This is a genomic window from Streptomyces antnestii (genome assembly GCF_004005495.1).
Taxonomy (GTDB): Bacteria; Actinomycetota; Actinomycetes; order Streptomycetales; family Streptomycetaceae; genus Streptomyces; species Streptomyces antnestii.
The window spans coordinates 245476-269745 of the sequence record NZ_RZYA01000007.1 but is presented as its reverse complement, the minus strand read 5'-3'; the positions used below and the strand labels follow the sequence as shown (position 1 = coordinate 269745).

Below are 24270 nucleotides of genomic sequence, written 5' to 3'. Positions count from 1 at the left end.
GGCTCGGACGAGCCTCCGATGGTCTGGTGGCGCGACCGCGCGATGCGCGGCAGCGGTTACTGCAGCTGCTCGGAGACGGCCGGCGCGGCCGTGCCGCGTCTGTTCATGAGCAGGCGGGTCAGCACGGTGACGACCGTGCAGCTCGCCGCGAGCCCGAGCCACACCACGGTGGCGTTGCCGGAGAGGGCGAGGCCGATACCGACGGAGGGGCCCGCGAACTTCCCCACTCCCATCATCGAGTTGACGAGTGCGTTGGCCCGGGTCAGCTCGCTGTCGGGCACCACGGAGATCAGCCATGGGTGGAACGAGCAGGAGTACGCGCACTCTCCCAGTCCGAACAGCACGACGTAGACGAGGAGTCCGGCCATGCGCAGGCCGAAGGGCGCGAAGGCGAACAGTCCGGCCACGACGTAACCGGCGACCCACAGGGCGACCGCGATGTGCAGCCCGGTCATCTCGGGCTTCTCCTCCAGGCGGCGGGTCATCGGGCGCTGGCAGAAGACGATCACCGTCACCACCAGGAAGAGCATCAGCGAGACCATGAAGAGCGGCATGTCCATCAGCCCCGTCGTGATCAGGGGCGCCGTGGCGTCGAACTGGCTGAAGGCGAAGAGGGACGCGGCGAGTTGGAACAGCGCGACGGGCAGCATCACCTTCCACAGCCCGAGCAGGGGCAGCGGCGCCGCCTCACTCTCCTGTTCTTCCTTGGTGGGCGCCGGCAGGTGCCGGCGTACGGCGATGATCGCCACCGTGAGCGGCAGGACGCCCACCGCGTTGACCACGAAGAAGTACGGGATGACCGAGCGGGGCAGCACCACGGTCAGCAGGCCGGACACCAGCGAGCCGAGGGCGAGCGTCGCGTTGAGTACGGCGTAGCGGCGTGCGAAGACCTGGCGGCGTTCCTCGGGCGTGATCAGTACGTTGATGAGCGGGATGATCGCGGCCATGATGCACCCCTGGCCCGCCCCGACACCGATGGCCGCGGCCACTGCCGACAGGTGGGAGCCGATGACCGAGACGCCGAGATAGCCGGCGAGCCAGAGCTGGGTGCCGAGAACGCCGAGCGGGACGCGGCCCAGCTTGAGGATGCCGGTGCTGAGCAGCAGCGCCACCACGAGGTTCGCGATGCCGCTGGACGCGTAGAACAGGGCGACGCCGCCGGTCCCCACGCCGGGCTGGTCGGCGAGGTAGATGGCGGTGTAGGGCAGGGCGAGGCCGAGGCAGAAGGAGGAGAGGCCGTGTGCGCCGATCAGGCTGTCGACGGGGCGCAGGCGCCTAGTCAAGAACATGGGCGGCTGCCTCGGTGAGCGGGACGATGTCGTCGACGATCAGCGGTACGGCGCTGTTCAGGGCGTGCGCGCAGGCGTCTTCGTCGGGGCCCGCGGCCATGAGCACGGCCAGGCGCGGGATGACCTGCCGGGGTGGCAGCAGGAGGCCGGCGCCGGGTTCGACGAGGGCGGCGGCGTGGGTGATGCCCGGCGCCCGGGCCGCTTCGGCGATCTCGAGGCGGCGCACCGTACCGTCGAACTTCGGGTAGTGGAAGCGGATCTCCACGCACCGGTCCTCGCTGGGAGTGAGGTCGGGGACGCGGCCCAGGGCGAGTTCGGCGGCGGCGACGACGAGGTCGACACCGGTGGCCATGCGGGCGGCGTACGGGATGAGGTCGCCGCCGAGTCTGCCGTTGAGCTCGATGAGGCGGGGCCCGGACGGGGTCAGGCGCACCTCGGCGTGGGTGGCGCCCAGTTCGATGCCGAGTGCCCGGTGCGCGGTGGTGACGAGGTCGCGTACCGCGTCCGACCACGGTTCGTCCCGCCAGCCGGCGAGCAGATGGCCGATCTCCTCGAAGTACGGCTCGAAGCCGAGGCGTTTGCGCGCGATGTGCACGCAGGTCGCCTCGCCGTCGCGGACGACGCTGTCCACACTGATCTCCGGCCCCAGGAGGTACTCCTCGATCATGACGCCGTGACCGGTGGGCAGCGAGCCGTACCGGGCCCCGTCGGCCAGGGTGAAGCCGGCGCGGACCTCGGTGGCGTCGGCGGCCAGCACGACGCCGATGCTCCCGGCCTGCGCGCGAGGCTTGATCACCACGGGGTGGCCGATCGAAGCGGCGATGGCCTCGGCCTCGTCCGCGGAGTGCGCCAGGCCGTGCCGCACGGTGGGCAGTCCGGCCTCGTCGAGCAGGGTCCGTGTCACGTACTTGTCGCGGCAACGGGCCGCCGAGCGGGGGGACATGTGCGGCAGACCCAGCTTCTCCGCCGCGCGGGCGGTGGTCTCCAGGACTGCCTCGCCCCAGGTGAGCACCCCCGCTCCCGGCCCCGTCAACTCGGCGAGCGCCGACGTCACAGCGCGCTCGTCGTCAAGGTCCACCACCCGCCACTCGGCAAGGTGGCGGCGCTGCCAGGTGGGCTCGGCCGGCAGCAGGGCGGACAGCCGGTACCGCTCGGACAATGCCTCCAGGGCGTACTCGCGGTAGGGCCGGCTGCCACTACCCACAACCGTCAGATGCGCCTTGCCTTCGGGCATGGCTGTCCTCCACGTCTCCTGCGTTCTTGGTGGTCGGTCGGGAAATGCGCGGGACCCGGGTCAGTCCGCAGCGGCGGCGGAGCGGGCGCGGTTCAGGACGGGATCCAGCCGTAGGCGTGTTCGATGCGGAACCGAATGACCAGCCTGCGGTCGGCCACCATGGCCGCGCGGTACTCGTCCCAGTCGGGGTGTTCGCCCTGCACCCCGCGGAAGACGTCGATGAGTTCCTCGACGGCCCGGTCGCGCGGGTCGGCGGCGACCGGGGACAGTTCGGCGATCCCTTCGTAGACGGCGTACGCGCCACCACCGGGGGTGGTGACGTGCAGGCTCACCCGTGGATCGCGGCGAAGGTTGTGCGTCTTGGCCCGGTCCGCGGTGGTGGAGAGGCGTACGGTGCGCGTCGCGTCGTCGTACCAGAAGTCGACGTTGGAGAGCTGCGGGCGGCCGTCGCCCTTGAGGGCGCAGAGCACACCACGCCGGTGTTCGGCGAGCAGGGGCAGGAAGGGGTCCGGGCCGGTGGCGTCGGTCATGGCAGGGTCCTTTCGTGGGCGCTTCGGTGGCCTGGGCTTCCTGCCCGTCTCACACGGGGCGCAGCTCCAGGAGTTGGAACTCCAAGGTGGTGTCCGGGTCCGGGCTGCGCCGTTCGGTGCGCAGCACGTCCACCGCCAGGCCCGCCTCGCCACAGATCTCGGCCAGGAGCGCGCTGTTGCCGATGCTGCTGAAGCCGAGCAGCAGCCGCCCCTGGTCGGTCAGATGCGCGGGGGCCTCGTGGGCGAACCGGCGGTGCGCGTCGTAGCGCGGGTCGAAGAAGGCGTGGTGCAGGTCCGTCTCGTTGACGAAGTCGTCCGGTGCCTCGGCGAAGTTGGAGTTCCAGTAGATGACGTCGAAGCGCTCGTCGGGCGACAGGGCGGAGAACAGGTCGCTGTGCAGTGCCCGTGCCCGGTCACCCACCTGGTGCCGTTCGATATTGCGGCGGGTGTTCTCGACGGCCGCGGCGCTGATGTCCAGGGCCGTGACCGTACGGCAGCCGGACTGGGCGGCGATCACCGAGGTGACACCGGCGCCTGAGCCCATCTCCAGGAACGCGCCGCCCTCCGGGTAGGGCAGCCAGGTCGAGAACAGCTCGGTGACCGGGGTGTACGTCGGGCTGAACACCCCGTCGAGCAGGTCCCAGGTCCGGTCGAGCAGCGTGAACTCTCCCGCGCGGCCCTCGTCCTGCTGGTGCCTGCGCAGCAGGTCGCTGCCCCGCTTGAATCCGGTTGCGTCCATGGCGCTCATGCCCCCTCGCTGACTTGGCTGTGGTGTTCGACCAGGGCGAGCACCCGGGTGGGGCTGCCGGAGCCGCCGACGATCGGCAGCGGTCCTGTCATGAGCAGCGCCCCGGTGGGCGGCAGCTGCGCGAGGTTGCGCAGTTGGGTCAGGCCGTACTTGCCCGCGCCGTGCAGGTACCAGTGGCAGGGGAAGGGCTGGTCGGTGAAGTCGCCCGCCAGGCCCGCGTCGGTGCCGACCGTCTCCACGCCGATGCCCGCGAGTGGGGTCTCCTCGGCGAGCCAGCGCGCGCACGCCGGGTCCACTCCGGGGGTGTGCCGGTCGTTGAGGAAGCGCTCCGGGTCGTCCCTGCGGGTCTCCCAGCCGGTGCGGTAGAGCAGCCAGCCGTCCTCGGGCAGCGGCCCGTGCTCGGCCGTCCACGCCTCGATGTGCTCCCGGCGCAGGAGGAAGTCCGGGTCACGGTCCGCGGCCTGCGTCATGTCGAGGACCACGGCCGGTCCGACCAGGCGGGAGGGCGGGACCTGGGAGACGTCCTGGAGGCCCTTGCCGGACAGCCAGTGGGCCGGGGCGTCGAAGTGGGTGCCGGTGTGTTCGGAGAGGCGGATGTTGTTCCAGTAGACAGTGGGGCCCGCCTCGTCGAAGTTGCTGATCACCTCGCGGGCGAAGGGCCAGGGCTGGCCGCGCTCGGGCGGCAGGCAGATGATCGGCGTCTCTTCGGACAGCGGTGCGGTCAGGTCGATCACCTCGACCGTGCCGCTGCGAAGGGCCGTCACCAGCGTTTCGAGGACGCTCACGCCACCACCCCCTCGGGGGTGGGAACGACTGGCGTGCACCAGTCGGGGTGGCTGCTGCGGTTGCGTACCGCGTCGTCGTAGTGGCCCTGCAGCGCGCGGGTGATCTCGCCTGGCCCGCCGTCGGCGACGGGCAGCCGGTCGACGCTCGTGATCGGCAGAAGCTCGGACATGGTGCCGCACAGGAACAGCTCGTCGCAGACGTACAGTTCGGCGCGGTCGATCTCCCTGCGCTCCAACGGCAGCCCGAGCCGCTCACCGGCCAGGGTGGCCACGGTGTCCACGGTGATTCCCTCGAGGACACCGCTGGTGCCGGGCGGCGTGATCAGCACACCGTCGCGGACCATCACCACGCAGGAGCCCGGCGCCTCGGACACCGTGCCGCGCGAGTTGAGCAGCAGGGTGGTGTCGAAGCCGTTGCGCACGGCCTCGTGCTGGGCGAGACGGCTGTTGTGGTAGTTCGCGCCGGCCTTGATGCGCGTGGGCATCGCGTCGTTGCCGATGCGACGCCAGGAGGAGATGGAGGCGGCCACGCCCCGGTCGTAGGCCGCGGATCGTGGCACCGGCGTCGAGGTGATGTGAACGCCGGTCTCCGTGGTGTGGGCCAGTGGATCGAAGTTCGGGCCCATCCCGAAGTACGCGACGACGCAGACGTGCACGTCGGTGCCGAAGTCGTTCGCGAGGATGAGATCCGTACAGGCCGCGGCGAGGTCGGCGTCGGTGAAGTCGATCTCCATGTGGAGGCTCTTCATGGAGCGCCGCAGTCGCTCCAGATGCTCGGTGACGCGGAAGGCGTACGGCTCGCCGTCGTCAGGGCTGACGTAGGCACGGATGCCTTCGAAGACGTTGGCGCCCCAGAAGGCGCCCTGGCTGCGGGCGTGTACGACGCACTGGTCCCACGGGACGAGCCGGCCGTCGAGCCAGGCGTATTCGGGTGCGTTCGCGGTCATCAGCTGGTTCCTTTCACAGGATGCCGGTACGGTGCGGGGCTTCTCACTGCCATGCTCAGAGCGTCCGCGAAGCCGCCGCCCTCCTTGCCGCAGGCGGCGAGGTGCCCGTCGGGCCGGGCGAGCCACCACGTGCCGGCGTCGGCGCCGTAGGGCCCAAGAAGTGACGGGTCGTCGGTGTGGGCGACGACGACGTCGGCGGGCAGCCCCTGGGCCGATGCCCCCGCGGGGAGGACGACCACCAGACGGGCGGGGAGATGCCAGGGCTTCGCGCGGGCATCCACGACGAACTCTGTGGCAGAGGCCGCTTCGGTGGCGAAGCAGAGCCCCACGAAGCCGTCCCCGAGCAGGCGGCGCAGCCGGGTTCGCTCCCCGTCGACGTCCACGTGCCCGTCCGGCGCGAACGAGCCGAGGAGGGCGTCGTCACCGGCCTGGACGATGGGCGACTCCTTGTAGACGTACGGCTCGGCCATCTTGCCGCTGTTGACGTGCTTCTCGGCCCGCCCGAGCACGTGCGAGAGGCTGAGCAGCACCGAGCGGGTCCAGCGGCGCGCGAGATTGGGCGGCACCATGAACCGGATCGTCGCCTCGGTGACGCGGAGGTTCTCCTTCGCGGCCGCGTAACGCTCCGTGTGGTAGGTCTCCAGGAGCTCCTCCTCCGCGTGCCCGGCGTGCACGCAGGCGAGTTTCCAGGCGAGGTTGTCCGCGTCCTGGATACCGCTGTTCATGCCGCGCGACCCGTAGGGCGGCAGGGCGTGCGCGGCGTCCCCGGCGAACAGGACCCGGCCCACGCGCAGTCGCTCCACGACGCGTTGGTGGAAGCGGTAGGTGCTGACCCAGTCGATCTCGTACGGGATGTCTCCGATGACGTCCCTGACCCGCTGGTCGAAGCGGCCGTCCGCGCGCTCGGCCTCGATGTCGGCGTCCGGCGGCAGCTGCCAGTCGATGCGCCAGATGTCGTCGGGCTGCGGGTGCATGACCAGTTGGCGGCCCGGGTTGAACGGCGGGTCGTAATGGAAGTGCCGCTCCTTGGCCAGCGGCAGCTTCGCCTTGATGTCGGTGATCAGGAAGCGGTCCTGGTGGGTGTATCCGGTCCACTCGACGCCGAGGAGTTCGCGCAGCCTGCTGCGTACGCCGTCGCTGGCGACCAGGTGCCCGAAGCGGTAGGAGTGCTCCCCCTCGGGGCCGGTCGCCCGCACCGTGACGGAGTCGGTGTCCTGGGTGACCGCGACGACCTCCTGGCCCCATCGCAGCTCGCAGAGCGGATGGGCTTCGGCGGCCTCCACGAGGACCTGTTCGATGCGGTGCTGGGAGATGTTGATGAACGGGCCGAAGCCGGGACCGAGCGGGTACTCGGCGGACCTGATCACCTTGTTGCGCACGTAGGTTCGCGCAATGGTCCAGGTGACGCCCTCGTCCTTGATGGGCGTGGCGCAGCCGAACTTGTCGAGGATCTCCAGTACGTCGCCCTGGATCAGGCATGCCTTGGAGCCCTGCTTGGTCAGGGTTCCGGCTGCCTCGAGAAGAATGCTGGGCACTCCGAGGTCCGCCAGGCGCAACGCGGCGACCAGACCGATCGGGCCCGCGCCCACGATGCCCACCGGCGCGTCGAATTCCGTCATCGGGTCACCCCCGTCCTGGTGCCGCTCGTCTCGCCGGTGACGTCGACGGTGCGGAACACCGGAACGTCGCGCACCGAGTTCAGGTACGGGGTGCCTTCCGTGTATCCGGTTCCGGAGGCCTCGCCGAGCATCCGCACGGCAAGGCGGTAGTGGGTGTTCCGCCAGCGCAGCAGTGCGCCCGCAAAGGTCTCCATCGAGGCCCGCAGCCGTTCGCGTTCCGCCGCGTCGAGGTCACCGGAGGCACACACCTCGACGTAGGCGTCGTCGAGCGTGGGCTGCCGGCCGAGGACGCGCTCGCGCACGTCGGGCACGGAGCGGTACGCGGCCGAATCGACGCGCTCCTTGTCGGGTGTGCGGCACAGCGACTCGACGATCTTGTAGTTGCGTGACTGGATCGCGCTGGCACCTTCGGTGAACTCGCGGAACGTTCTGAATGACTCGACCTGCATCGTCGCCAGCATCGAGAACAGGGGAGCCGACTCGCGCAGCGCCGTCTCCGACCCGTTCAGGAAGTGCACCGCCTTGTCCACTCTTCGCTCGGCCAGGGCTGCTGTCGCGCCGTTCAGTTGCACGGCGAGCAGTGCGAACGTGGTCTCGAACGCCTGGAGAACCCGCAGGAACATGTACTCGTCGTGCACCGTGTCCACTGGCAGCACGCCGAGGCCGATGGCACGCTGTTCGGCGAACGACATGTCGGCGTGCACCACCGAGCAGGCCTGCCGCACGAGTTCGCCGGCGTCGCTGGAGGTGAGGCCGCCGTCGAGCGACATCCGGCCCAGCGCGGGCCGGATCACCCGCAGGCCGTGCTTGCAGCGCTTGGCGACCAGATCGGGTGCCGGCCGCATCTTCGGCAGCAATGTCGTGCGGCCGTCCAGGGCGGCGAGCTCGAACGACAGGGCGTCGCAGACCAGATGCGTCACGAGCCGGTCGCACCGGGAGCGGGCGAAGGGGGCCTGTTCCACCGGGTCGTCCACCGCGGGCAGCTGGAGCAGGGGCAGCGCGAGATAGGTCGGGTAGTCGTAGCGTCCGTCGGGCTTGTCGAGCGCCGTGTTCAAGAATGCCGCGAGGGTCTGCACATGGGGCCAGGGCCCTCGCATCGTGGGCAGCAGATCGCGTACCTCGGCGAGGAGTTGGAGCAGCTCTTTGCGGACGAAGTGCTTGCCGACACCGTGAAAGTGACGGACCACCTCTTGGTAGGGGAACTTCTTCGGATCGGGATCGTGGAGCCAGGACCGTAGCTCAGCTTTTGGCATGAGACCTGCCGTTCGACCGGTGATCGGATCGGTGGGGTAACCGGCTGCTGCGGGCACGCCGATGGTTGTCGAGTGCCGTACACAGCGCGGCGATATCGTCGGTGTTGCTGTAGTAGTGGAAGGAGAGGCGCACGACGTCGCCCCGTGGGCTGACGGTGATGTCCTGCTCCGCCAGGGATCGGGCCACGGCGCCGGGATCGGCGTCGAGCAGGCCGATATGAGCGCCCCGCCGGGGGCGCGGCAGGGCCCGCACCTGGAATCCACCTTCCGTCAGGCGCGCGATGGCCAGGTCCGTCAGGGCGAGTACGTGCTCGCGTACGGCGGACAGGTCGAGCGACCGGATCAGGCGCAGTCCGGCGACGGCGGCATAGCAGGCGGGAACGGAGGGGGTGCCGGTCTCGAATCGCGATGCGGTGGGTGAGAAATCGAGCTTCTTCGCGTCGAACGCGAAGGGGTTGATGCGGCCGAACCACCCGGTCAACTGGGGTTCGAGGGCGGTCTGTTCGGGCTCGCGCACGTAGAGGAAGGCGAGCCCCGGCAGGCCGAGCAGGTACTTCATGGTGCCGGCCACCAGGTAGTCGCAGCCCAGCTGTCCGACGTCGACCGGTTCGACTCCCACTGCCTGGTAGGCGTCGACGAACACACGGGCGCCCGCGCCCTGCGCGAGGCGCGTCAGCTCGGCGACCGGCAGCCGGGCGGCGTCCTGGTAGCCGGTGAGCGGCACGGACACGAGGCGGGTGCGGTCGTCGATGAGCTCCGCACAGTCCTCGGCCCGTTCGGCGTGCACGACCTCGGCGCCGCGCGGGCGCTGTGCCAGCCAGACATGGGCGACGGAGGGGAACTCGAGTGCGGTGGTGACCACCTTCGGCCGGGTGCTCCAGTCCAGGGTGGACGCCACCTGGTAGGCGCCGACAGACGCGTTGGGCACCACGGCCACCTGGTCGACGCGGGCGCCGATCAGGGCGGCGAACTCCGCCCGGGCCCGGGCCACCTGGTCCTCGAAGAGCGCCCAGGGCGCAGCACCGACGGCCATGTCGTCGAGCATCCGGTCGAGCGCCTCGTCGAGGCCGGTGGAGCGGGCGCCGAGGCTGCAGCCGGCAAGGTGCACCCGGCGTTCCAGGGTCGGGAAGTGCGTGCGAAAGGTGGCTGCGTCGATGCTTGTCGCGGCGCTCACACCGACTCCGCCAAGTGGTACTTGCCCATCGGGCCGGTGTCGGTCAGCTCGGTGCGCACTCGCCAGAGCGTGGGGAAGAACTTGTATTCGATGAGCTTGGCCAGGACGTCCACCGGCGTGCCCTGGGTCCCGATGACGTCATGGCCGATGATCCGCGTCATCATCTTGAAATGGCGCACCCGCCACAGCGATACCTGCTCGTCCCAGGCGATCATGGCCTCGACGAGCCGGTGCTCGGCACTGTTGGTGCCGCTGCGGTACAGCTCGGCGAGGTCGAGCTTCCGCTCTTCGATCAACACCGCCAGAGCAGAGTCCAGTTGGCGGCCGTGGCGCTGTACCGAACGCCAGCCGGGGGAGTCCGCGCCGGAGCCGTGCCCCAGGATCGTCCGCATGGTCTGGAAGTCCCAGGGCGAGAGGAACCGCATCATGTTCAGCTGCTCGGTGACCAGTTCCACGCCGAACGAGGCCCGGCGCAGCAACTCGATCGCGGCGTCCAGCTCGCCGGCGCCGATGAGGCCCGTGGCCTCCTGCAGTTCCGAGCAGGCCAGTTTGAGCCAGAGCTCGGTGGACTGGTGCACCACCTGGAAAAGCAGCTCGTCGCGGTGCACCACATCCTCGGGGCGGCGCTGCAGGGAGAGCAGGTCGTCGGTGCGCATGTACCGGGCGTAGTCGTCCTTGCCTTCCCCGGTCAGGATCTGCTCGGAATAGTCCCTCACCTTGTCACCTCGGGTATTCGGACGGTCAGTTGCCCGTCGGGTGGGACGGGGGCGGCGCGCACCGTGAACTGGGTCGCCGTGGCCGCGAGCGCCGCCTCGACCTCGGTGCTCGATGCCCCGCGGAAGCGGAAGCGGCCGCCGACGTGCTCGTAGTAGGCGTTTGAGGCGGGAAGCACCTCACCGGCGGGCAGAAGAGCCTCCGCGTAGGGGCCCGGATGCCGGCCGACCATCGACGTGGCCTCCGTGATCAGGCAGGGCCGTGCGGTGGGTGCCGGAATCAGCAGCCAGGCGCCGATCGCACCGGTGGCAGCGCGGGGTTCGGGCACCTCTGCCGTCCCCTTCACCTGCAGGTCGAACGCGGCCCGCATGAGGTCGTAGCCGTGCAACTCCCGCCAAAGGAAGGGGATTTCCGCGCCGCCGACGCGCGCTCCGACCTCCAGGAAGGTGCAGGACGCCCCGTCGGGGCGCCGTTCGACGAAGACCTCCAGATGGAAGGGCACCGGGGTGCTGGTGAGTGCGCCGAGGAACTCCGTGGCCGCGGCCTCGATCGCCCGCACGACCAGCGGGTCGTCCTCCTCCACGGATCCGAGGAAGGTGCCGTCGCGGAATCCGAGGCAGCTGTTGATGTAGCGCGAGGCGCGCAGGCAGGTCGGAACGCGGCCGTCGAAGACGCCGTCGACGTGGTAGATCGGGTGCGGATTGAACACCTGGACGAGCATGGGAGTGGCGAAGTCGGGCAGTGCGGCCAGGTCACCGGGACCGCTCAGCACCACGACCCCGTCGCTCGACCCTCCGACACGGGGCTTGAGCACCAGCGGCCATCCGGCCAGGGCGCCGAAGTCGCGTACCGCCCGGTGATCGCTCACCGCGGCGAACTCGGGCACGGGCAGCCCGGCCTCCGCGACGGCCCGGCACATCAGGAACTTGTCACGGAACGCCAGGAGGTCAGCGGGCCGCGGCCCGGGCAGCTCCCAGTCCGCGCGCAGTTGGGCGCCGACGAGGAGGTCCCCCTCCTTGAGCGCGACGATGCGGTGCGGGGCACCGTGGCGGCTGACGAGCCCGGCGAGCGCGGCACGCGCCTCGGCGAGGTCCCCGGTGTCCCGGACGAGCGCGACCTCGGCCGCCTCGTCGGGGATCGCTCCGCGCCCCACCTCGGTGCTGATGTAGGTCACGCGATGGGTGGTGTGGTCGAGGTAGCGGCCGTATTCGGCGTAGTGCTCTCTCCATTGATTGACGACCACGATGTGTGGCCGTCCACCGGCATCCGGAAGGTGTCCGGGCACGCCTCGATCTCCTTTCGCGGGCGCGTGAGGGTGTTCGCGCCATGGCGATGCCCGGGTCGGGGTTCTCTCCGGGCCTGAATACACGGGTTTTGGGGCCGCCGGTCCTCAGGAGGCGGCCGGCCGGGATCGGTTGCCGGCTGCGGGCGTGGGAAGGAGACCGCCCGCAGCGGTCAAGGAGTCAGGACCGTCAGGGGGTGGTGAATACGCAGGCTCCGCGGGTTCCGGGGTTGGCGTACGCCACGACAGCCCCGTCGGTCGGCTTGAGGGCACGCACAAAGCTGCCCGCGTACCCTTCCGTGTCCACGAAGATGCCGTAGTTCGCCACCCAGTCGGCCACGACTCCGGTGTCCGCGTCGACGACCGGTTCGCCGGCGGGCCGGACCCGCTCCTGGACGACGTGGTCCCCGGTGAAGCGCTCGCGCAGCGCTTTGCGCCACTCCTCGTCGGTGACCTCGTGACCGATCACGGTGCCTGCGCCTCCGTGCCCGACTCCGGGCTTCAGGACGAGGTTCTCCCGCTCGGTGTGGCACCGGTCGATGAGTTCCGCGTGCGCTTCGGCGCTGTGCCTGCTCCTGCTCAGCAGCCGGGTCCACGGCATGGCGCGATCGACCACGGCGCGCTCCCGGTCGGAGAGCGTCGCTCGTGTGCGGGGGTCGTGCAGCAGGGCCAGGCTGCCCTTGCTGGCGAACATCGCGCCTTCCAGCGGCGTGTAGAGCACGGTCTGCCCTGACTCGTGCGCCCGGACCAGCGTGTCGAGGCGGTCGAGGGCGACCTCGTCGTCCACCACTTCGCTCGCCACGAAGTAGCGGAGCACCACGTCGAGGGGCGTGCCGCGCAAGGTGACCTTGCCGTCGAGCTCCCCGAGTTCCTGCACCTCTCCGAGCAGGAGCCGCACGCCGTGGTCGAGCATGGCCTCCTGCAGGGCGGTGAAGACGTGCCGGTAGGCCGCGATGCCGCCGTTGGCCTCGATGAGTGCCACCACGGGTTCGTCCGAGGTGACTGTCCCGCCGACGCGCCGTAGCGTACGGGCGACCCTGGCGGCGGTGTCGATGTGCTCGAGTCGATGCTGCTCCGCGAAGTCCTTGAAGGCCGTGCCCTGCAGAAAGGCGCGGTTGAGCTGGGCGAAGTCCGTGCCGCCCAGCTGGCTGCCGATGTTGAGTTCGAGCAGCTTGAACGCGGAGCCGTCGTGGTAGGCGTCGGCGCGCAGGTGGAGTGGGGGCCGCCCGCTCGCGCCACGGCACATGAGCTCGGCGAGGCGCTCGTCCATGCCCAGGGCGCTGCAGTAGCGACGGAGGTCACCGTCGAAGAGGCGGCCGGGCAGGGAGACGAGGATGTCGAAGAGGGCGGCCAGATCGTCCGCGAACCCGGTGATCTCGGTGCGGGGGACGAAGAGCGGCCGGTCGAGCAGCAGCCGGCCGTACGACTCTCCGTAGGTTTCCGGAAGGTTCAGTTCGCGGGCCGCATGGCGCAGACGCGAGTCCGCGGCCCGGCATTCCTCGACGTACTCCGCCGTGACGCGTGGTGACACCGATCAAACTCCCTCAAATAGGGTCGTGTTGGTGCTCTGGATTGGCACAGGTTGATCAGCCGGGGTGGAACGGTGGACCACTGTAGGTCAGCGCAGCCGCTGCAGCGCGATGATTTGCCGCACCGGATAGGTCCCCTCCGTAGGGGCAGGAATTGTGCAAGTTTGAAGCAAGCTTGCGGAATGGCAGGTCAGTAGGGGTGCGGCCGAACGGGCCGACGTTCCATTGGTCCGTGCGACCCCCGAGTTCCTTTGTAAAGTATTTGGATTCGGTGATTTCTGAATCCCAAATTCCTGGTGGGATGCGCTGTGGGTGGGAGTGTCGAATTCACGCCAGTTCTGCGACTGGCGTTTGGAGCGCCCGAGCCAAAGACCTTAAACGGTTGAATGGTGTCGAACCCTGTTCTCAAGCTTGCTGTTTGAGGTTTCCGAGGGTGAGGCGGGTCCAGGCGATTTTGCGCCAGGCGGGGCCCAAAGGCGGCCGGAATAACTTCCTCCCTTTAAGTTCATTGAACCGAATTGACCCGTTCAAATAGGTCGTCGGCCCGCGCCGGCCGGCGGCGCCCTGTGGCCGTCCGCTCTGAGGTGTGTGGTGGATCAGGGGGTGAGATGCGTTAGCGTGGCGAGCGTTGACGCCGAGCCCTGTGCTGGTTCGTGCTGGTCTTAGAGGCGCAGTAGGGGTAAACGTGCAGGTCAGGGCGATTTCATGAGAATTCTGCACACGTCCGACTGGCATCTCGGCCGGGCGTTCCACCGGGTGAACATGCTCGGGGCCCAGGCCGAGTTCATCGGTCACCTCGTCGCCACGGTCCGTGAGCGGGACGTCGACGCGGTGGTCGTGGCCGGTGACGTGTACGACCGCGCGGTGCCGCCTCTCGCCGCGGTCGAGCTGTTCGACGACGCCCTGCACCGCCTCGCCGACCTCGGCATCCCCACCGTGATGATCTCCGGGAACCACGACTCCGCGCGCCGGCTCGGCGTCGGTGCCGGGCTCATCGGCCGCGCCGGCATCCACCTGCGCACCGACCCCGGCGCCTGCGCGATCCCTGTGATCGTCCCCGACACCACCGGCGACGTCGCCTTCTACGGGCTGCCGTATCTCGAACCGGCGCTCGTGAAGGACGAGTTCGGGGTCACGAAGGCAGGACACGAGGCGGTCCTGGCCGCCGCGATGGACCGGGTCCGCGCAGATCTCGCCGAGCGCCCCGCCGGTACGAGATCCGTGATCCTCGCGCACGCCTTCGTCACCGGCGGTGAGGCCAGCGACAGCGAGCGCGACATCACCGTCGGCGGAGTCGCCGCCGTCCCCTCCGGCGTCTTCGACGGCGTCGACTACGTGGCGCTCGGCCATCTGCACGGCAGCCAGATCATCACCGAGCGCGTGCGCTACTCCGGCTCCCCGCTCCCGTACTCCTTCTCCGAGGCGGACCACCGCAAGAGCATGTGGCTCGTCGACCTGGACGCGGACGGCTTCGCCGCCGCCGAGCGCGTCGACTGCCCGGTGCCCCGGCCGCTCGCGCGAATCCGCGGAGAGCTCGCCGACCTTCTTCTGCGCCCCGACCTCGCCGTGCACGAAGAGGCGTGGGTCGAGGCCACCCTCACCGACCCCGTGCGCCCCGACGACCCCATGGCCCGCCTCACCGAGCGGTTCCCCCACACCCTCAGCCTCGCCTTCGACCCGCAGCGCGGCCCCGAGGACCCCGACGTCTCCTACGCACAGCGCCTCAAGGGGCGCGACGACCAGCAGATCGCGGAGGACTTCGTGGCCCATGTGCGCGGCGCCGGACCCGACGAACGCGAGCGCGCCGTCCTGCGCGACGCGCTCGACGCCGTACGCGTCGACGACACCCGGCGCGAGGTCGCCCGATGAGGCTCCACCGGCTGCGGATCACCGCCTTCGGGCCCTTCGGGGCGAGCCAGGACATCGACTTCGACGACTTGTCGGCGGCCGGCCTGTTCCTGCTCCACGGCCCGACCGGCGCAGGCAAGACCTCCGTCCTCGACGCCGTCTGCTACGCCCTGTACGGCTCCGTCCCCGGCGCCCGGCAGGGCAGCGGCCAGGGCGCTTCCCTGCGCAGCGACCACGCCGCGCCCGCCACCCGCACCGAGGTCACCCTCGACCTCACCGTCGCGGGACGCCGCCTGGAGCTGACCCGGCAGCCACCCTGGGAGCGCCCCAAGAAGCGCGGCACCGGCACCACCCTCGACAAGGCCCAGAGCTGGCTGCGCGAGTACGACGCCGCCGCCGGCACCTGGAAGGACCTCAGCCGCTCCCACCAGGAGATCGGCGAGGAGATCAGCCAGCTCCTCGGCATGAGCAAGGAGCAGTTCTGCCAGGTCGTCCTGCTGCCGCAGGGTGACTTCGCCCGCTTTTTGAGGGCCGACGCCGAGGCCCGCGGCAAGCTTCTCGGCAGGCTCTTCGACACCCGGCGCTTCGCCGCGGCCGAGCAGCGGCTCGCCGAGCAGCGCCGCGCCGCCGAGAGCGAAGTACGCGCGGCGGACGCCGAGTTGCTCGCCGACGCGCACCGCATGCAGCAGGCCGCCGGGGACATCGTGGAACTCCCCGCCCCCGACGCCGAGCCCGGCGACCCCGGACTCGCCGACGCCGTCCTCACCTGGTCCGCCGTCGCCCGCTCCACCGCCCGCGAGCGGCTCACCGTCGCGCATCTCGCCCTGACCGCCGCGGACGCCGACCGCACGCGCACGCAGGCCGACCTGGCCGCCGTACAGGAGACGCACCGGCTTCAGCGGCGGTTCGCGGAGGCACGGGAGCGGGCCGCGCGGCTCGACGAGCGGGCCGACGAGCACCGGCGCAACCAGGAACGCATGGAGCGGGCCCGCAAGGCCGAGGCCGTCGCGCCCGCCCTCGCGCTGCGCGAGGCCGCCGAGAGCGAGCACCGCAGGGCCGCGAGCGAGGAGGCACGCACGCGTGCCGTGCTGCCCGACGGGTTCGACGGCGCCGGCGCGGCGGGCCTCGCCGCCGCCGCGCGGAAGGCCACCGAGGAACTGGGCGGCCTGGAGTCCGCCCGGCGCGCCGAGCAGCGCCTCACGGAACTCGCCGAGCAGCGGCGGGAACTCGACCGCGAGGAGCGCGCCGACGACGAACTGCTCCAGGACGCGGCGAGCTGGCTCGACGGCTGGGACCGTGGCAGGGCCGCGCTCCAGGAAGCCGTCGAGTCCGCCCAGGACGCCGCGACGCGGGCCGAACACCTGGCGGGTCAACTGGACGGCGCACAGCAGAGGTCGGAGGCCGCCCGGCGCCGCGACCGGCTCGCCGGGGAGGTCGCCGAGGCCGGTGCCCTCGCCCTGCGGGCCCGCGAAGAGGCCGCGGCAGCGCACGAGCACTGGCTCGCCCTCAAGGAGCGGCGGCTGAACGGGATCGCGGCCGAACTGGCCGCCCAGCTCGTCCCCGGCGAGCGGTGCGCGGTCTGCGGGTCGACCGACCACCCCGAGCCCATGCGCAAGACCGCGGAACACGTCGGGCGCGACGCCGAGGAGTCGGCCCTCGCCGCCCACCGCCGCGCCGAGGACGCGCGCACGGCGCAGGAGAGTCGTCTCGCCGCCCTCCGCGAGTCCCTGGCCGCCGCGACGGCCGCCGCGGGCGAGACTCCGGCGCAGGAACTCGCCGAGGCCGCCGAGGAGTTGCGCGCACGACACGCCGAGGCGCGGGGCCTCGCCTCCGGCCTGCACGCCGCCCGCGAGGCCCTCCTCCAGGCCGAACGCGAGCACGACCGCCGGCTCGCCGCACAGCAGGAAGCCACGCGTCGTGCCGTCGCCCGGGCCACCCTGCGCGAGACCGTCGACCGCGAACAGGGCGTCCTGGAACGCGAGTTGGCCCAGGCGCGCGGCGCCGAGACCAGCGTCGGCGCACGCGCCGCGCAGCTGGAGCGCCGCGCGGCTCGGCTCACGGCCGCCGCGGACGCCGCCCGCACCGCCGACGACACCGCCCAGCGGCTCAAGGACGCCGACGCGCGACTCGCCGACGCGGCGTTCCGCGCCGGGTTCGACACGCCGGAGGCCGCCGGCGCCGCCCTCCTGGACGACGCCGAGCACCGGGACCTCCAGCACCGGCTCGACGCCCGCCAGTCCGAGGAGGCTGCGGTGCGTTCCGTACTCGCGGAGGACGACACGGCGGCAGCGGCGGCGCGACCGCACGCCGATGTGCCCGCGGCGCTGCACGCCGCCGAGACGGCCGACCGGCGCGTGCGCGAGGCGGCCTCCGCGCGCGACGACGCGGCGCGCCGCTGCACCGAGATCGACCGCCTCTCGGAGCGCTGCTCTGTCGCCGTCCGACGGCTCGCACCCCTGCGTGCCACGTACGACCGCGTGGCACGCATGGCGGGCCTGGCCGCCGGCACGTCGGCGGACAACGAGCGCAAGATGCGCCTGGAGTCCTACGTCCTCGCGGCCCGTCTCGAACAGGTCGCGGCGGCGGCGACCGCGCGCCTGGCCCGTATGTCGTCGGGCCGGTACACGCTGGTGCACTCCGACGACCGTACGGGGCGCGGCCGTTCGGGCCTCGGCCTGCATGTGGTCGACGCGTGGACCGGGCGCGAGCGGGACACCGCGACGCTGTCCGGCGGCGAGACGTTCTTCGCGTCCCTCGCGCTCGCCCTCGGCCTCGCGGACGTCGTCACGGACGAGGCGGGCGGCGTCCGCCTCGACACGCTCTTCATCGACGAGGGCTTCGGCAGCCTCGACGACCAGACACTGGACGAGGTCCTCGACGTCCTGGACTCCCTGCGCGAACGGGACCGCAGCGTCGGGATCGTCAGCCACGTCGCCGACTTGCGTCGGCGCGTGCATGCGCAGTTGGAGGTCGTGAAGGGGCGGTCGGGGTCCGTCGTGCGGCAGCGGGGAGCGTCGGACTGAACGGGGCGGTTCTCGGGTGCGGGTGAGTGGGGGCTGAGCGCGCAGTTCCCCGCGCCCCTCACGGGGCGCATTGCTCAGTGCCCGAGCGGGCGGCGGGGGAGTGGTGACGAATAGACCACGCTCGTCGTCACCGAGCCGAGGGCGCCGATCTTGCCCGAGATCTCTTCCAGGTGTCTCATCGAGCGCGCCGCGACCTTGATGACGAAGCAGTCGTCGCCGGTGACGTGGTGGGCCTCCAGGATCTCGGGTGTCACCTCGACCAGATCGTGGAACGGCTTGTAGTGCCCGTTCGGGTAGCGCAGCCGTACGAACGCCAGGATGGGGAGTCCGATCCGCTCGGGGGCGACCACCGCCGCGTACCCGGCGATCACCCCGGCCTCCTCCAGGCGCCGCACCCGTTCGGTGACGGCGCTCGCGGACATCGCGACGGCCCGCGCGAGCTCGGCGTAGCTCGCCCGGCCCTCGCGCTGGAGGACGTCCAGGATGCGCCAGTCGGTGGCGTCGGGCGTGTACGGGGATTCACCGGTCATGAGGCAGGAATAGCAGGGAGATCCCCGGCCGATCAAGAGTGATGCCGGGGATCGTCACTTCAGTGGGCGGGGCGCGGCCCGTAGATTTCTGGTCATGACCGCGACCACCACCACCGATGCCTTCACCCCCAACGCCGTGCTCCGGGTGCCCCCGGCGTCCCCCGCCGCGGCCGTCGCCCACTTCGGCGCGAGCCTGGCCTTCCACGCCGACGTGTCCGACGTCGCCTCCGCCCTCGCCGCCGGCGGCGACCCGGGATTCGTCGTCGTCGACACCCGCTCCGCCGCCTCGTGGGACCAGGGACACCTCCCCGGCGCCGTCCACCTGCCCACCGCCCTCGTCCCGGAACAGGCCGAGCAGCTCCTCGACAAGGCCGTGCCCGTCGTCACGTACTGCTGGGGCCCGGGCTGCAACGGCGCGACGCGCGCGGCCCTTGCGCTGGCCCAACTCGGCTTCCAGGTCAAGGAGATGCTCGGCGGGTTCGAGTACTGGGCACGGGAGGGCTTCGCGTACGAGACGTGGGAGGGGCCGGTGCGGCGCGAGGCCGACCCGCTGACGGCGCCGGCCGCCGACACGGACGACTGCGGCTGCTGACAGCCCAGGGGGCGGAGCCAGTAACGGCCGCCGCCCCCATCGCGGTTACAGCCGCGACAGCTCGTCCACCAGATCGTCGAGCCCCAGCGATCCCTGCGACAGCGCCGCCATGTGCCACGCCTTCGCGTCGAACGCGTCCCCGTGCCTGGCCTGCGCGGCCGCGCGGCCGAGCAGCCACGCGCGCTCGCCCAGCTTGTAGCCGATCGCCTGCCCGGGGATGGACAGATAGCGGGTCAGCTCGCTCTCCACGAAGTCTGCGGGACGGCTGCTGTGCGCGCCGAAGAACTCCTGCGCGAGGCCGGGCGTCCACCGCTCGCCCGGGTGGAACGGCGAGTCCGCCGGGATCGCCAGCTCCAGGTGCATGCCGATGTCGACGATGACGCGGGCCGCGCGCATCATCTGGGCATCCAGATAGCCGAGCCGCCGCTCGGCGTCGGTGAGGAAGCCCAGCTCGTCCATCAGGCGCTCCGCGTACAGCGCCCACCCCTCGGCGTTGGCGCTCACCATGCCGACGCTCGCCTGGTAGCGGGAGAGGCTGTCCGCGACGTGCGTCCACTGGGCGAGCTGGAGGTGGTGGCCCGGAACGCCCTCGTGGTACCAGGTGGAGACCAGGTCGTAGACCGGGAACCGGGTCTCGCCCATCGTCGGCAGCCAGGTGCGCCCGGGGCGCGAGAAGTCCTCGGACGGCGCGGTGTAGTAGGGCGCGGCGGCGCTGCCGGCCGGCGCGATCCGGGACTCCACCTTCCGCACCCGCTCGGCGAGTTCGAAGTGCGTGCCGTCGAGGGCGCCGATCGCCTCGTCCATCAGACCCTGGAGCCAGCGCCTGACCTCGTCCACACCCTCGATGTGCGTGCCGTGCTCGTCGAGGTGCGCGAGCGCCACCCACGGCGTCGCGGCGCCGGGCAGGATCTTCTCCGCCTCGGCCTTCATCTCGCCCAGCAGACGGTGGTACTCGGCCCAGCCGTACGCGTACGCCTCGTCCAGGTCGAGGTCCGTGCCGTTGTAGTAGCGCGACCAGCGGGCGTACCGCTCACGGCCCACCGTGTCGGGGGATCCCTCGATCGCGGGCGCGTACACGTCGCGCATCCAGTCGCGCAGCTCGACGACCGCGGCGGTCGCGGCGGCGCCCGCCGCGTCGAGCTCGGCGCGCAGCGCGTCGGGGCCGTCCGCGGCGAACTCCTCGAACCAGCCGCGCCCGTCGCCCGCCCACTCCGTGAGCTGCCCGATGAACGTGGCCGTCGGACGCGGCCCGCCGTGGAGCTTCTTCTCCAGGCCGAGCGACAGCGTCTCCCGGTACCCGGCGAGCGCCCGCGGCACGGCGCGCAGCCGCTCGGCGACCGCCGCCCAGTCGGCGTCCGTGGCGGTCGGCGTGAGGGTGAACACCTCCCGCACGTTGTGGACGGGCCCGCCCAGGTTGGTGACGGCCCGCAGGTTCTCCTCGGCGTCGTGCACGGCGAGTTCGGCCGTGAGCCGCTCCCGCAGGAGCCGGCCGCAGCGGCGCTCGACGGCGCTGTCGGCGCCGGGCCGGCGCTCGGCCTCGTCGAGGCGGGCGAGGGTCGTGCGCGCGAGTTCGGCGACGGCCTCCTGGCCGGCAGGTGACAGGTCGGGCAGCTTGCTGTGGCTCTCGGGCACGCCGAGGTAGGTGCCGGTGACGGGATCGATGGCGACGAGCTCGTCGACGTAACGGTCGGCGACCTCGCGCGGGAGCGGTCCGGTGGCGGCCGCTGCTGTGGCTGACGAATCTGACATGCCGCCATCGTCGTACGCGGCGGTGCGCCGCGTCATCAGGATTCGCCGACGGTGTCGGCTCCGGCGGTCGGGGGCAACAGGGGACCGCACTCCCACTGCTGGAAGATCAGCCGGGTCTCGACGCGCGCCACCTCGCGGCGCGCGGTGAACTCGTCGAGCACGAGCCGCTGGAGATCGGCGGTGTCGCGCACGGCGACATGCACCAAGTAGTCGTCAGGTCCCGTCAGATGGAACACGGACCGCGACTCGGGCAGCGCCCGGATCCGCTCCACGAACGGGCCGACCAGCTCACGCCGGTGCGGCCGTACCTGCACCGAGAGCAGCGCCTGCAGCCCACGGCCCAGCCTCGCCGGGTCGAGGCGCAGCTGATGCCCGAGGATCACGCCGGAGCGGCGCAGCCGGGTCACCCGGTCGAGGCAGGTGGAGGGCGCCACCCCGACCTGCGCGGCCAGGTCCCGGTAGGTGACGCGGGCATCGTTCTGCAGGAGGCGCAGTATGTGGAGATCAACCGGATCGAGTACGACGGAATCGGCCATCGGCCGAACGTAGCACGGGATTTGGCCGACAGACCCCGGCAGATGTTCAGGCTGAGCCGCATGGACAACGACCTGTACGCAGGGACGCGCCAGGGCTCCGCCCACCGGCGGGCCCTCGCCACCGAAGCCGTGCACGCGGGCCGCGACGACCTCGCCGGACTCGGCCTGCACGCCCCGCCCATCGACCTGTCCACCACCTATCCGTCCTACGACAGCCGCGCCGAGGCCGCCCGCATCGACGCGTTCGCGGCGGACGGCACGGTCGACGACGGCCCACCGGTGTACGCACGGCTCGGCAACCCGACCGTCGGCCGCTTCGAGACCGCGCTCGCCCGCCTGGAGGGGACGGAGAGCGCCGTCGCCTTCGCGAGCGGCATGGCCGCGCTCACCGCGGTGCTGCTCGTACGGAGCGGCGCGGGCCTGCGCCACGTGGTGGCCGTCCGGCCCCTGTACGGCTGCAGCGACCATCTGCTCACCGCCGGAGCGCTCGGCACCGAGGTGACCTGGGTCGACCCGGCGGGCATCGCGGACGCGATCCGGCCCGACACCGGCCTCGTCATGGTGGAGTCGCCCGCCAACCCGACGCTCGCCGAACTCGATCTGCGGGCCGTGGCCCACGCGTGCGGCACGGTGCCGCTTCTGGCCGACAACACGTTCGCGACACCGGTGCTCCAGCGGCCCGTCGAGCACGGCGCGCGACTTGTGCTGCACAGCGCGACCAAATTCCTCGGCGGACACGGGGATGTGATGGGCGGGGTGGTGGCCTGTGACGAGGAGTTCGCCCGGCAGTTGCGCCAGGTGCGGTTCGCAACGGGCGGCGTCCTGCATCCGCTCGCCGGCTATCTGCTGCTGCGCGGTCTCGCGACGCTGCCGGTGCGGGTCAAGGCGGCCTCTGCGACGGCGGCGGAACTGGCGCGGCGCCTGTCCGTCGACCCGCGCGTCGCGCGCGTGCACTATCCGCGGATCGGCGGCGCGATGGTCGCCTTCGAGTCGGCGGGCGACCCGCACGAGGTGATCCGCGCGGTACGGCTGATCACGCCGGCCGTCAGCCTCGGCAGCGTCGACTCGCTCATCCAGCACCCGGCGTCGATCAGCCACCGCATCGTCGACGCCACCGACCGCAGGTCCGCCGGCGTGAGCGACCGCCTGCTGCGCCTCTCGGTGGGCCTGGAGGACGTCGAGGACCTGTGGGCGGACCTGGACGCGGCACTCGGCGAGCCGGTCGGCGTCACGGGACACACGGCCGGGGCGGGCCTGCGCGTACCGGAGTGAGGAGGGGCGTCTCCCGGACCGGACAGAAAGAGGCGAGGGACCGGTCCGGGCCGACTCGCGAGGAGTCGGTCCCGGCCGGTCCGGCCTCAGTGCCGGTCGGCCTGCTCGTACGCCGCGCGGGGCCCGTCGTACGGCAGCCGCGACCTGACCGGCGTCGGCTGCAGGCGTGCCGTGATCACCAGCGTGCCCTCCTCGATCTGGTAGTCGAGGGGAAGCCCGAGGCCGCGCATCGCGGCGACCATCCCGGTGTTGGACGCCTGGGTGACCGCGTACACGCTCTCGCAGCCGGCCTCGACGGCCATCGCGACCAGCCGGTCAAGGAGTTCGGTGCCGATGCCGCGGCGCTGCCAGTCGTCCTCGACGAGCAGCGCGATCTCCGTCTCGTCGCCGTCCCACAGCAGATGGCCGAGGGCGACGACGCGGCCCGACGCGGTCTGCGCGGCGAGCGTCCGGCCGAAGCGGGGGCTGAGCAGGTGGTTGAGATAGCGGTCCGCGTCACCGACGGGGCCGTGGTACCGCATGCGCAGCGTCTGCCGCGAGCACCGCTCCTGCATCGCCTTGGCCGCGTCCACGTCGTTCGTGTCGGCGCGGCGCACGGTGATCGCGTTGCCCTCGGGCAGCGTGAGGACGTCCTGGCTGCGCGGGATGCGCGGGCCGAGCCGTGTGTCGAGCTCGACCAGGGCGCGGGCCCGCGCGAACTCCGTGGGTGTGAACGGCAGATACGGCCGTTCCACGGTGATCACGCCGCCTTCCGGGGCCCGGAGCCGGATCACGGTCCCTTCGAGCGCTCCCTCCACCGGCGCGCCCTCGGCGGCCTCGCCGCCGCGGCCGCTCGCCGTCGTGGCCGGGTGCGACCTGATGGTGCACCGGCCGAGCAACTGCCGCAGGGCCAGCGGGAGTTCGGCCGCGTCGAGGGCCGTGCGCGTGGCGAGGCCGAGGATGCGGGTGGGGGCGTCCACGAGGTCGTGGGTGTCGGCCCGCTCGATCCAGGTGCCCGCGCCGCCGGCCAGGGAGACGACCCGGGTGAGTTCGGCGGCCGGCAGGTCCTGCGGCGCGCGCAGCAGGAACTCGTCCACGGTGCCCTCGCCCAGGGGGTGCGTCTGGAGGCTCAGGATGTCGACCCGTAGCGGGGCGAGCGCCGTGCACAGGGCCGCGAGCGACCCCGGCTCGTCACGGACCGTGGTCCTCATTCGCCACAGGGTGGTGGCCGCGGGGGGAGTGGTCGCGGGGGTGGTGGTGTCGGTCCGGTCCGACTGCCCGGCGCGCTCCGTGGAGGGGAGCGGCCGGGCCTCGGTATCGCCTGTCGGAGGTGCGTGGTTGTGGCGTCGCGCCCACCAGGTGTGGAATCCCGCCGTGGCGGCCAGTACCACCGCCGACACGGCGAGCAGCACGGGGCCGCCGGGGCCGTGACCGACGAGGTTCGCCACGGCGTCCGCGACGGCCACGGCCGTGAACAGGGCTGCGAGCTCGACGAGGTCACGCCGCCAGTGGTGGACGGGGCGGCCGTTCTTCGTGCGCGTCACATCAGACATGTCTGGACTCATGCAGCCACTGTGAAGGAATGGTGTTGCGTGATCACGAACGCTTTGTGACCGATGGGTAAAGACTGCTTATGT

General features: G+C 71.5%; 20 protein-coding genes. 4 read left to right on the top strand and 16 right to left on the bottom strand.

Annotated features, from left to right (window positions below):
• Positions 1-56: 56 nt before the first annotated feature.
• The 12 genes from EOT10_RS17520 to EOT10_RS17465 all read right to left on the bottom strand — a co-directional run bounded on the left by EOT10_RS17520 (position 57) and on the right by EOT10_RS17465 (position 13106).
• The gene (locus EOT10_RS17520) at positions 57-1289 is read right to left on the bottom strand and encodes an MFS transporter (protein WP_127829155.1); all 1233 of its coding nucleotides are present in this window, start codon (positions 1287-1289) and stop codon (positions 57-59) included.
• Positions 1276-2523 carry an ATP-grasp domain-containing protein gene (locus tag EOT10_RS17515; protein ID WP_127829154.1) on the bottom strand — a complete coding sequence of 416 codons (1248 nt, stop codon included), beginning with the start codon at positions 2521-2523 and terminating at the stop codon, positions 1276-1278. Before EOT10_RS17515 ends, EOT10_RS17520 begins: the two co-directional genes overlap by 14 nt.
• A gap of 92 nt (positions 2524-2615) precedes the next feature.
• A complete protein-coding gene (locus EOT10_RS17510) occupies positions 2616-3053 on the bottom strand; it encodes a PPOX class F420-dependent oxidoreductase (RefSeq protein ID WP_127829153.1) in 438 nt (145 codons plus the stop codon).
• Between the two features lie 49 nt (positions 3054-3102).
• Positions 3103-3792 (bottom strand): methyltransferase, encoded by a 690-nt coding sequence (locus EOT10_RS17505; protein WP_127829152.1) that lies wholly within the window; start codon positions 3790-3792, stop codon positions 3103-3105.
• Between the two features lie 5 nt (positions 3793-3797).
• Positions 3798-4586 (bottom strand): cyclase family protein, encoded by a 789-nt coding sequence (locus EOT10_RS17500; RefSeq protein WP_127829151.1) that lies wholly within the window; start codon positions 4584-4586, stop codon positions 3798-3800.
• Positions 4583-5533: an aminotransferase class IV gene (locus EOT10_RS17495; RefSeq protein WP_127829150.1), complete on the bottom strand. Its 951-nt coding sequence runs from the start codon at positions 5531-5533 to the stop codon at positions 4583-4585. The genes EOT10_RS17500 and EOT10_RS17495 overlap by 4 nt, the downstream gene beginning before the upstream one ends.
• Positions 5533-7152, bottom strand: coding sequence for an FAD-dependent monooxygenase (locus EOT10_RS17490; RefSeq protein WP_127829149.1), 1620 nt, complete (start codon positions 7150-7152; stop codon positions 5533-5535). The genes EOT10_RS17495 and EOT10_RS17490 overlap by 1 nt, the downstream gene beginning before the upstream one ends.
• The gene (locus EOT10_RS17485) at positions 7149-8405 is read right to left on the bottom strand and encodes a tryptophan 2,3-dioxygenase family protein (RefSeq protein ID WP_127829148.1); all 1257 of its coding nucleotides are present in this window, start codon (positions 8403-8405) and stop codon (positions 7149-7151) included. Before EOT10_RS17485 ends, EOT10_RS17490 begins: the two co-directional genes overlap by 4 nt.
• Positions 8392-9579, bottom strand: coding sequence for an aminotransferase class V-fold PLP-dependent enzyme (locus EOT10_RS17480; RefSeq protein WP_127829147.1), 1188 nt, complete (start codon positions 9577-9579; stop codon positions 8392-8394). The genes EOT10_RS17485 and EOT10_RS17480 overlap by 14 nt, the downstream gene beginning before the upstream one ends.
• Positions 9576-10295 (bottom strand): tryptophan 2,3-dioxygenase family protein, encoded by a 720-nt coding sequence (locus EOT10_RS17475; protein ID WP_127829146.1) that lies wholly within the window; start codon positions 10293-10295, stop codon positions 9576-9578. The genes EOT10_RS17480 and EOT10_RS17475 overlap by 4 nt, the downstream gene beginning before the upstream one ends.
• Positions 10292-11578, bottom strand: coding sequence for an ATP-grasp domain-containing protein (locus EOT10_RS17470; RefSeq protein WP_127829145.1), 1287 nt, complete (start codon positions 11576-11578; stop codon positions 10292-10294). The genes EOT10_RS17475 and EOT10_RS17470 overlap by 4 nt, the downstream gene beginning before the upstream one ends.
• Before the next feature lie 187 nt (positions 11579-11765).
• Entirely contained in the window at positions 11766-13106 is a 1341-nt protein-coding gene (locus tag EOT10_RS17465) for a hypothetical protein (protein WP_127829144.1), read from the bottom strand.
• 703 nt (positions 13107-13809) lie between these two features.
• On the opposite strand from EOT10_RS17465, the gene EOT10_RS17460 reads away from it, so the two are divergent.
• Both EOT10_RS17460 and EOT10_RS17455 read left to right on the top strand, forming a co-directional pair.
• The gene (locus EOT10_RS17460; RefSeq protein WP_127829143.1) at positions 13810-14973 is read left to right on the top strand and encodes an exonuclease SbcCD subunit D; all 1164 of its coding nucleotides are present in this window, start codon (positions 13810-13812) and stop codon (positions 14971-14973) included.
• Positions 14970-17975 carry an AAA family ATPase gene (locus tag EOT10_RS17455; protein WP_127829142.1) on the top strand — a complete coding sequence of 1002 codons (3006 nt, stop codon included), beginning with the start codon at positions 14970-14972 and terminating at the stop codon, positions 17973-17975. Before EOT10_RS17460 ends, EOT10_RS17455 begins: the two co-directional genes overlap by 4 nt.
• A 74-nt stretch (positions 17976-18049) precedes the next feature.
• Here EOT10_RS17455 and EOT10_RS17450 read toward each other — a convergent pair whose 3' ends face one another.
• A complete protein-coding gene (locus EOT10_RS17450; protein ID WP_127829141.1) occupies positions 18050-18505 on the bottom strand; it encodes an Lrp/AsnC family transcriptional regulator in 456 nt (151 codons plus the stop codon).
• An 88-nt stretch (positions 18506-18593) separates the two neighbouring features.
• Between EOT10_RS17450 and EOT10_RS17445 the strand changes: the two genes are divergently transcribed.
• Entirely contained in the window at positions 18594-19097 is a 504-nt protein-coding gene (locus EOT10_RS17445; RefSeq protein ID WP_127829140.1) for a rhodanese-like domain-containing protein, read from the top strand.
• Between the two features lie 45 nt (positions 19098-19142).
• Here the strand turns inward: EOT10_RS17445 and EOT10_RS17440 are convergent, their stop codons facing one another.
• Both EOT10_RS17440 and EOT10_RS17435 read right to left on the bottom strand, forming a co-directional pair.
• Positions 19143-20846 carry a DUF885 domain-containing protein gene (locus EOT10_RS17440; protein WP_127829139.1) on the bottom strand — a complete coding sequence of 568 codons (1704 nt, stop codon included), beginning with the start codon at positions 20844-20846 and terminating at the stop codon, positions 19143-19145.
• Between the two features lie 35 nt (positions 20847-20881).
• A complete protein-coding gene (locus tag EOT10_RS17435) occupies positions 20882-21382 on the bottom strand; it encodes an Lrp/AsnC family transcriptional regulator (RefSeq protein WP_127829138.1) in 501 nt (166 codons plus the stop codon).
• A gap of 60 nt (positions 21383-21442) precedes the next feature.
• Between EOT10_RS17435 and EOT10_RS17430 the strand changes: the two genes are divergently transcribed.
• The gene (locus EOT10_RS17430; protein ID WP_127829137.1) at positions 21443-22654 is read left to right on the top strand and encodes a trans-sulfuration enzyme family protein; all 1212 of its coding nucleotides are present in this window, start codon (positions 21443-21445) and stop codon (positions 22652-22654) included.
• A gap of 86 nt (positions 22655-22740) precedes the next feature.
• On the opposite strand, the gene EOT10_RS17425 is transcribed toward EOT10_RS17430, so the two are convergent.
• On the bottom strand, positions 22741-24186 hold the full coding sequence (locus tag EOT10_RS17425) for a GNAT family N-acetyltransferase (protein WP_223281024.1): 1446 nt from the start codon (positions 24184-24186) through the stop codon (positions 22741-22743).
• Positions 24187-24270 lie beyond the last annotated feature (84 nt).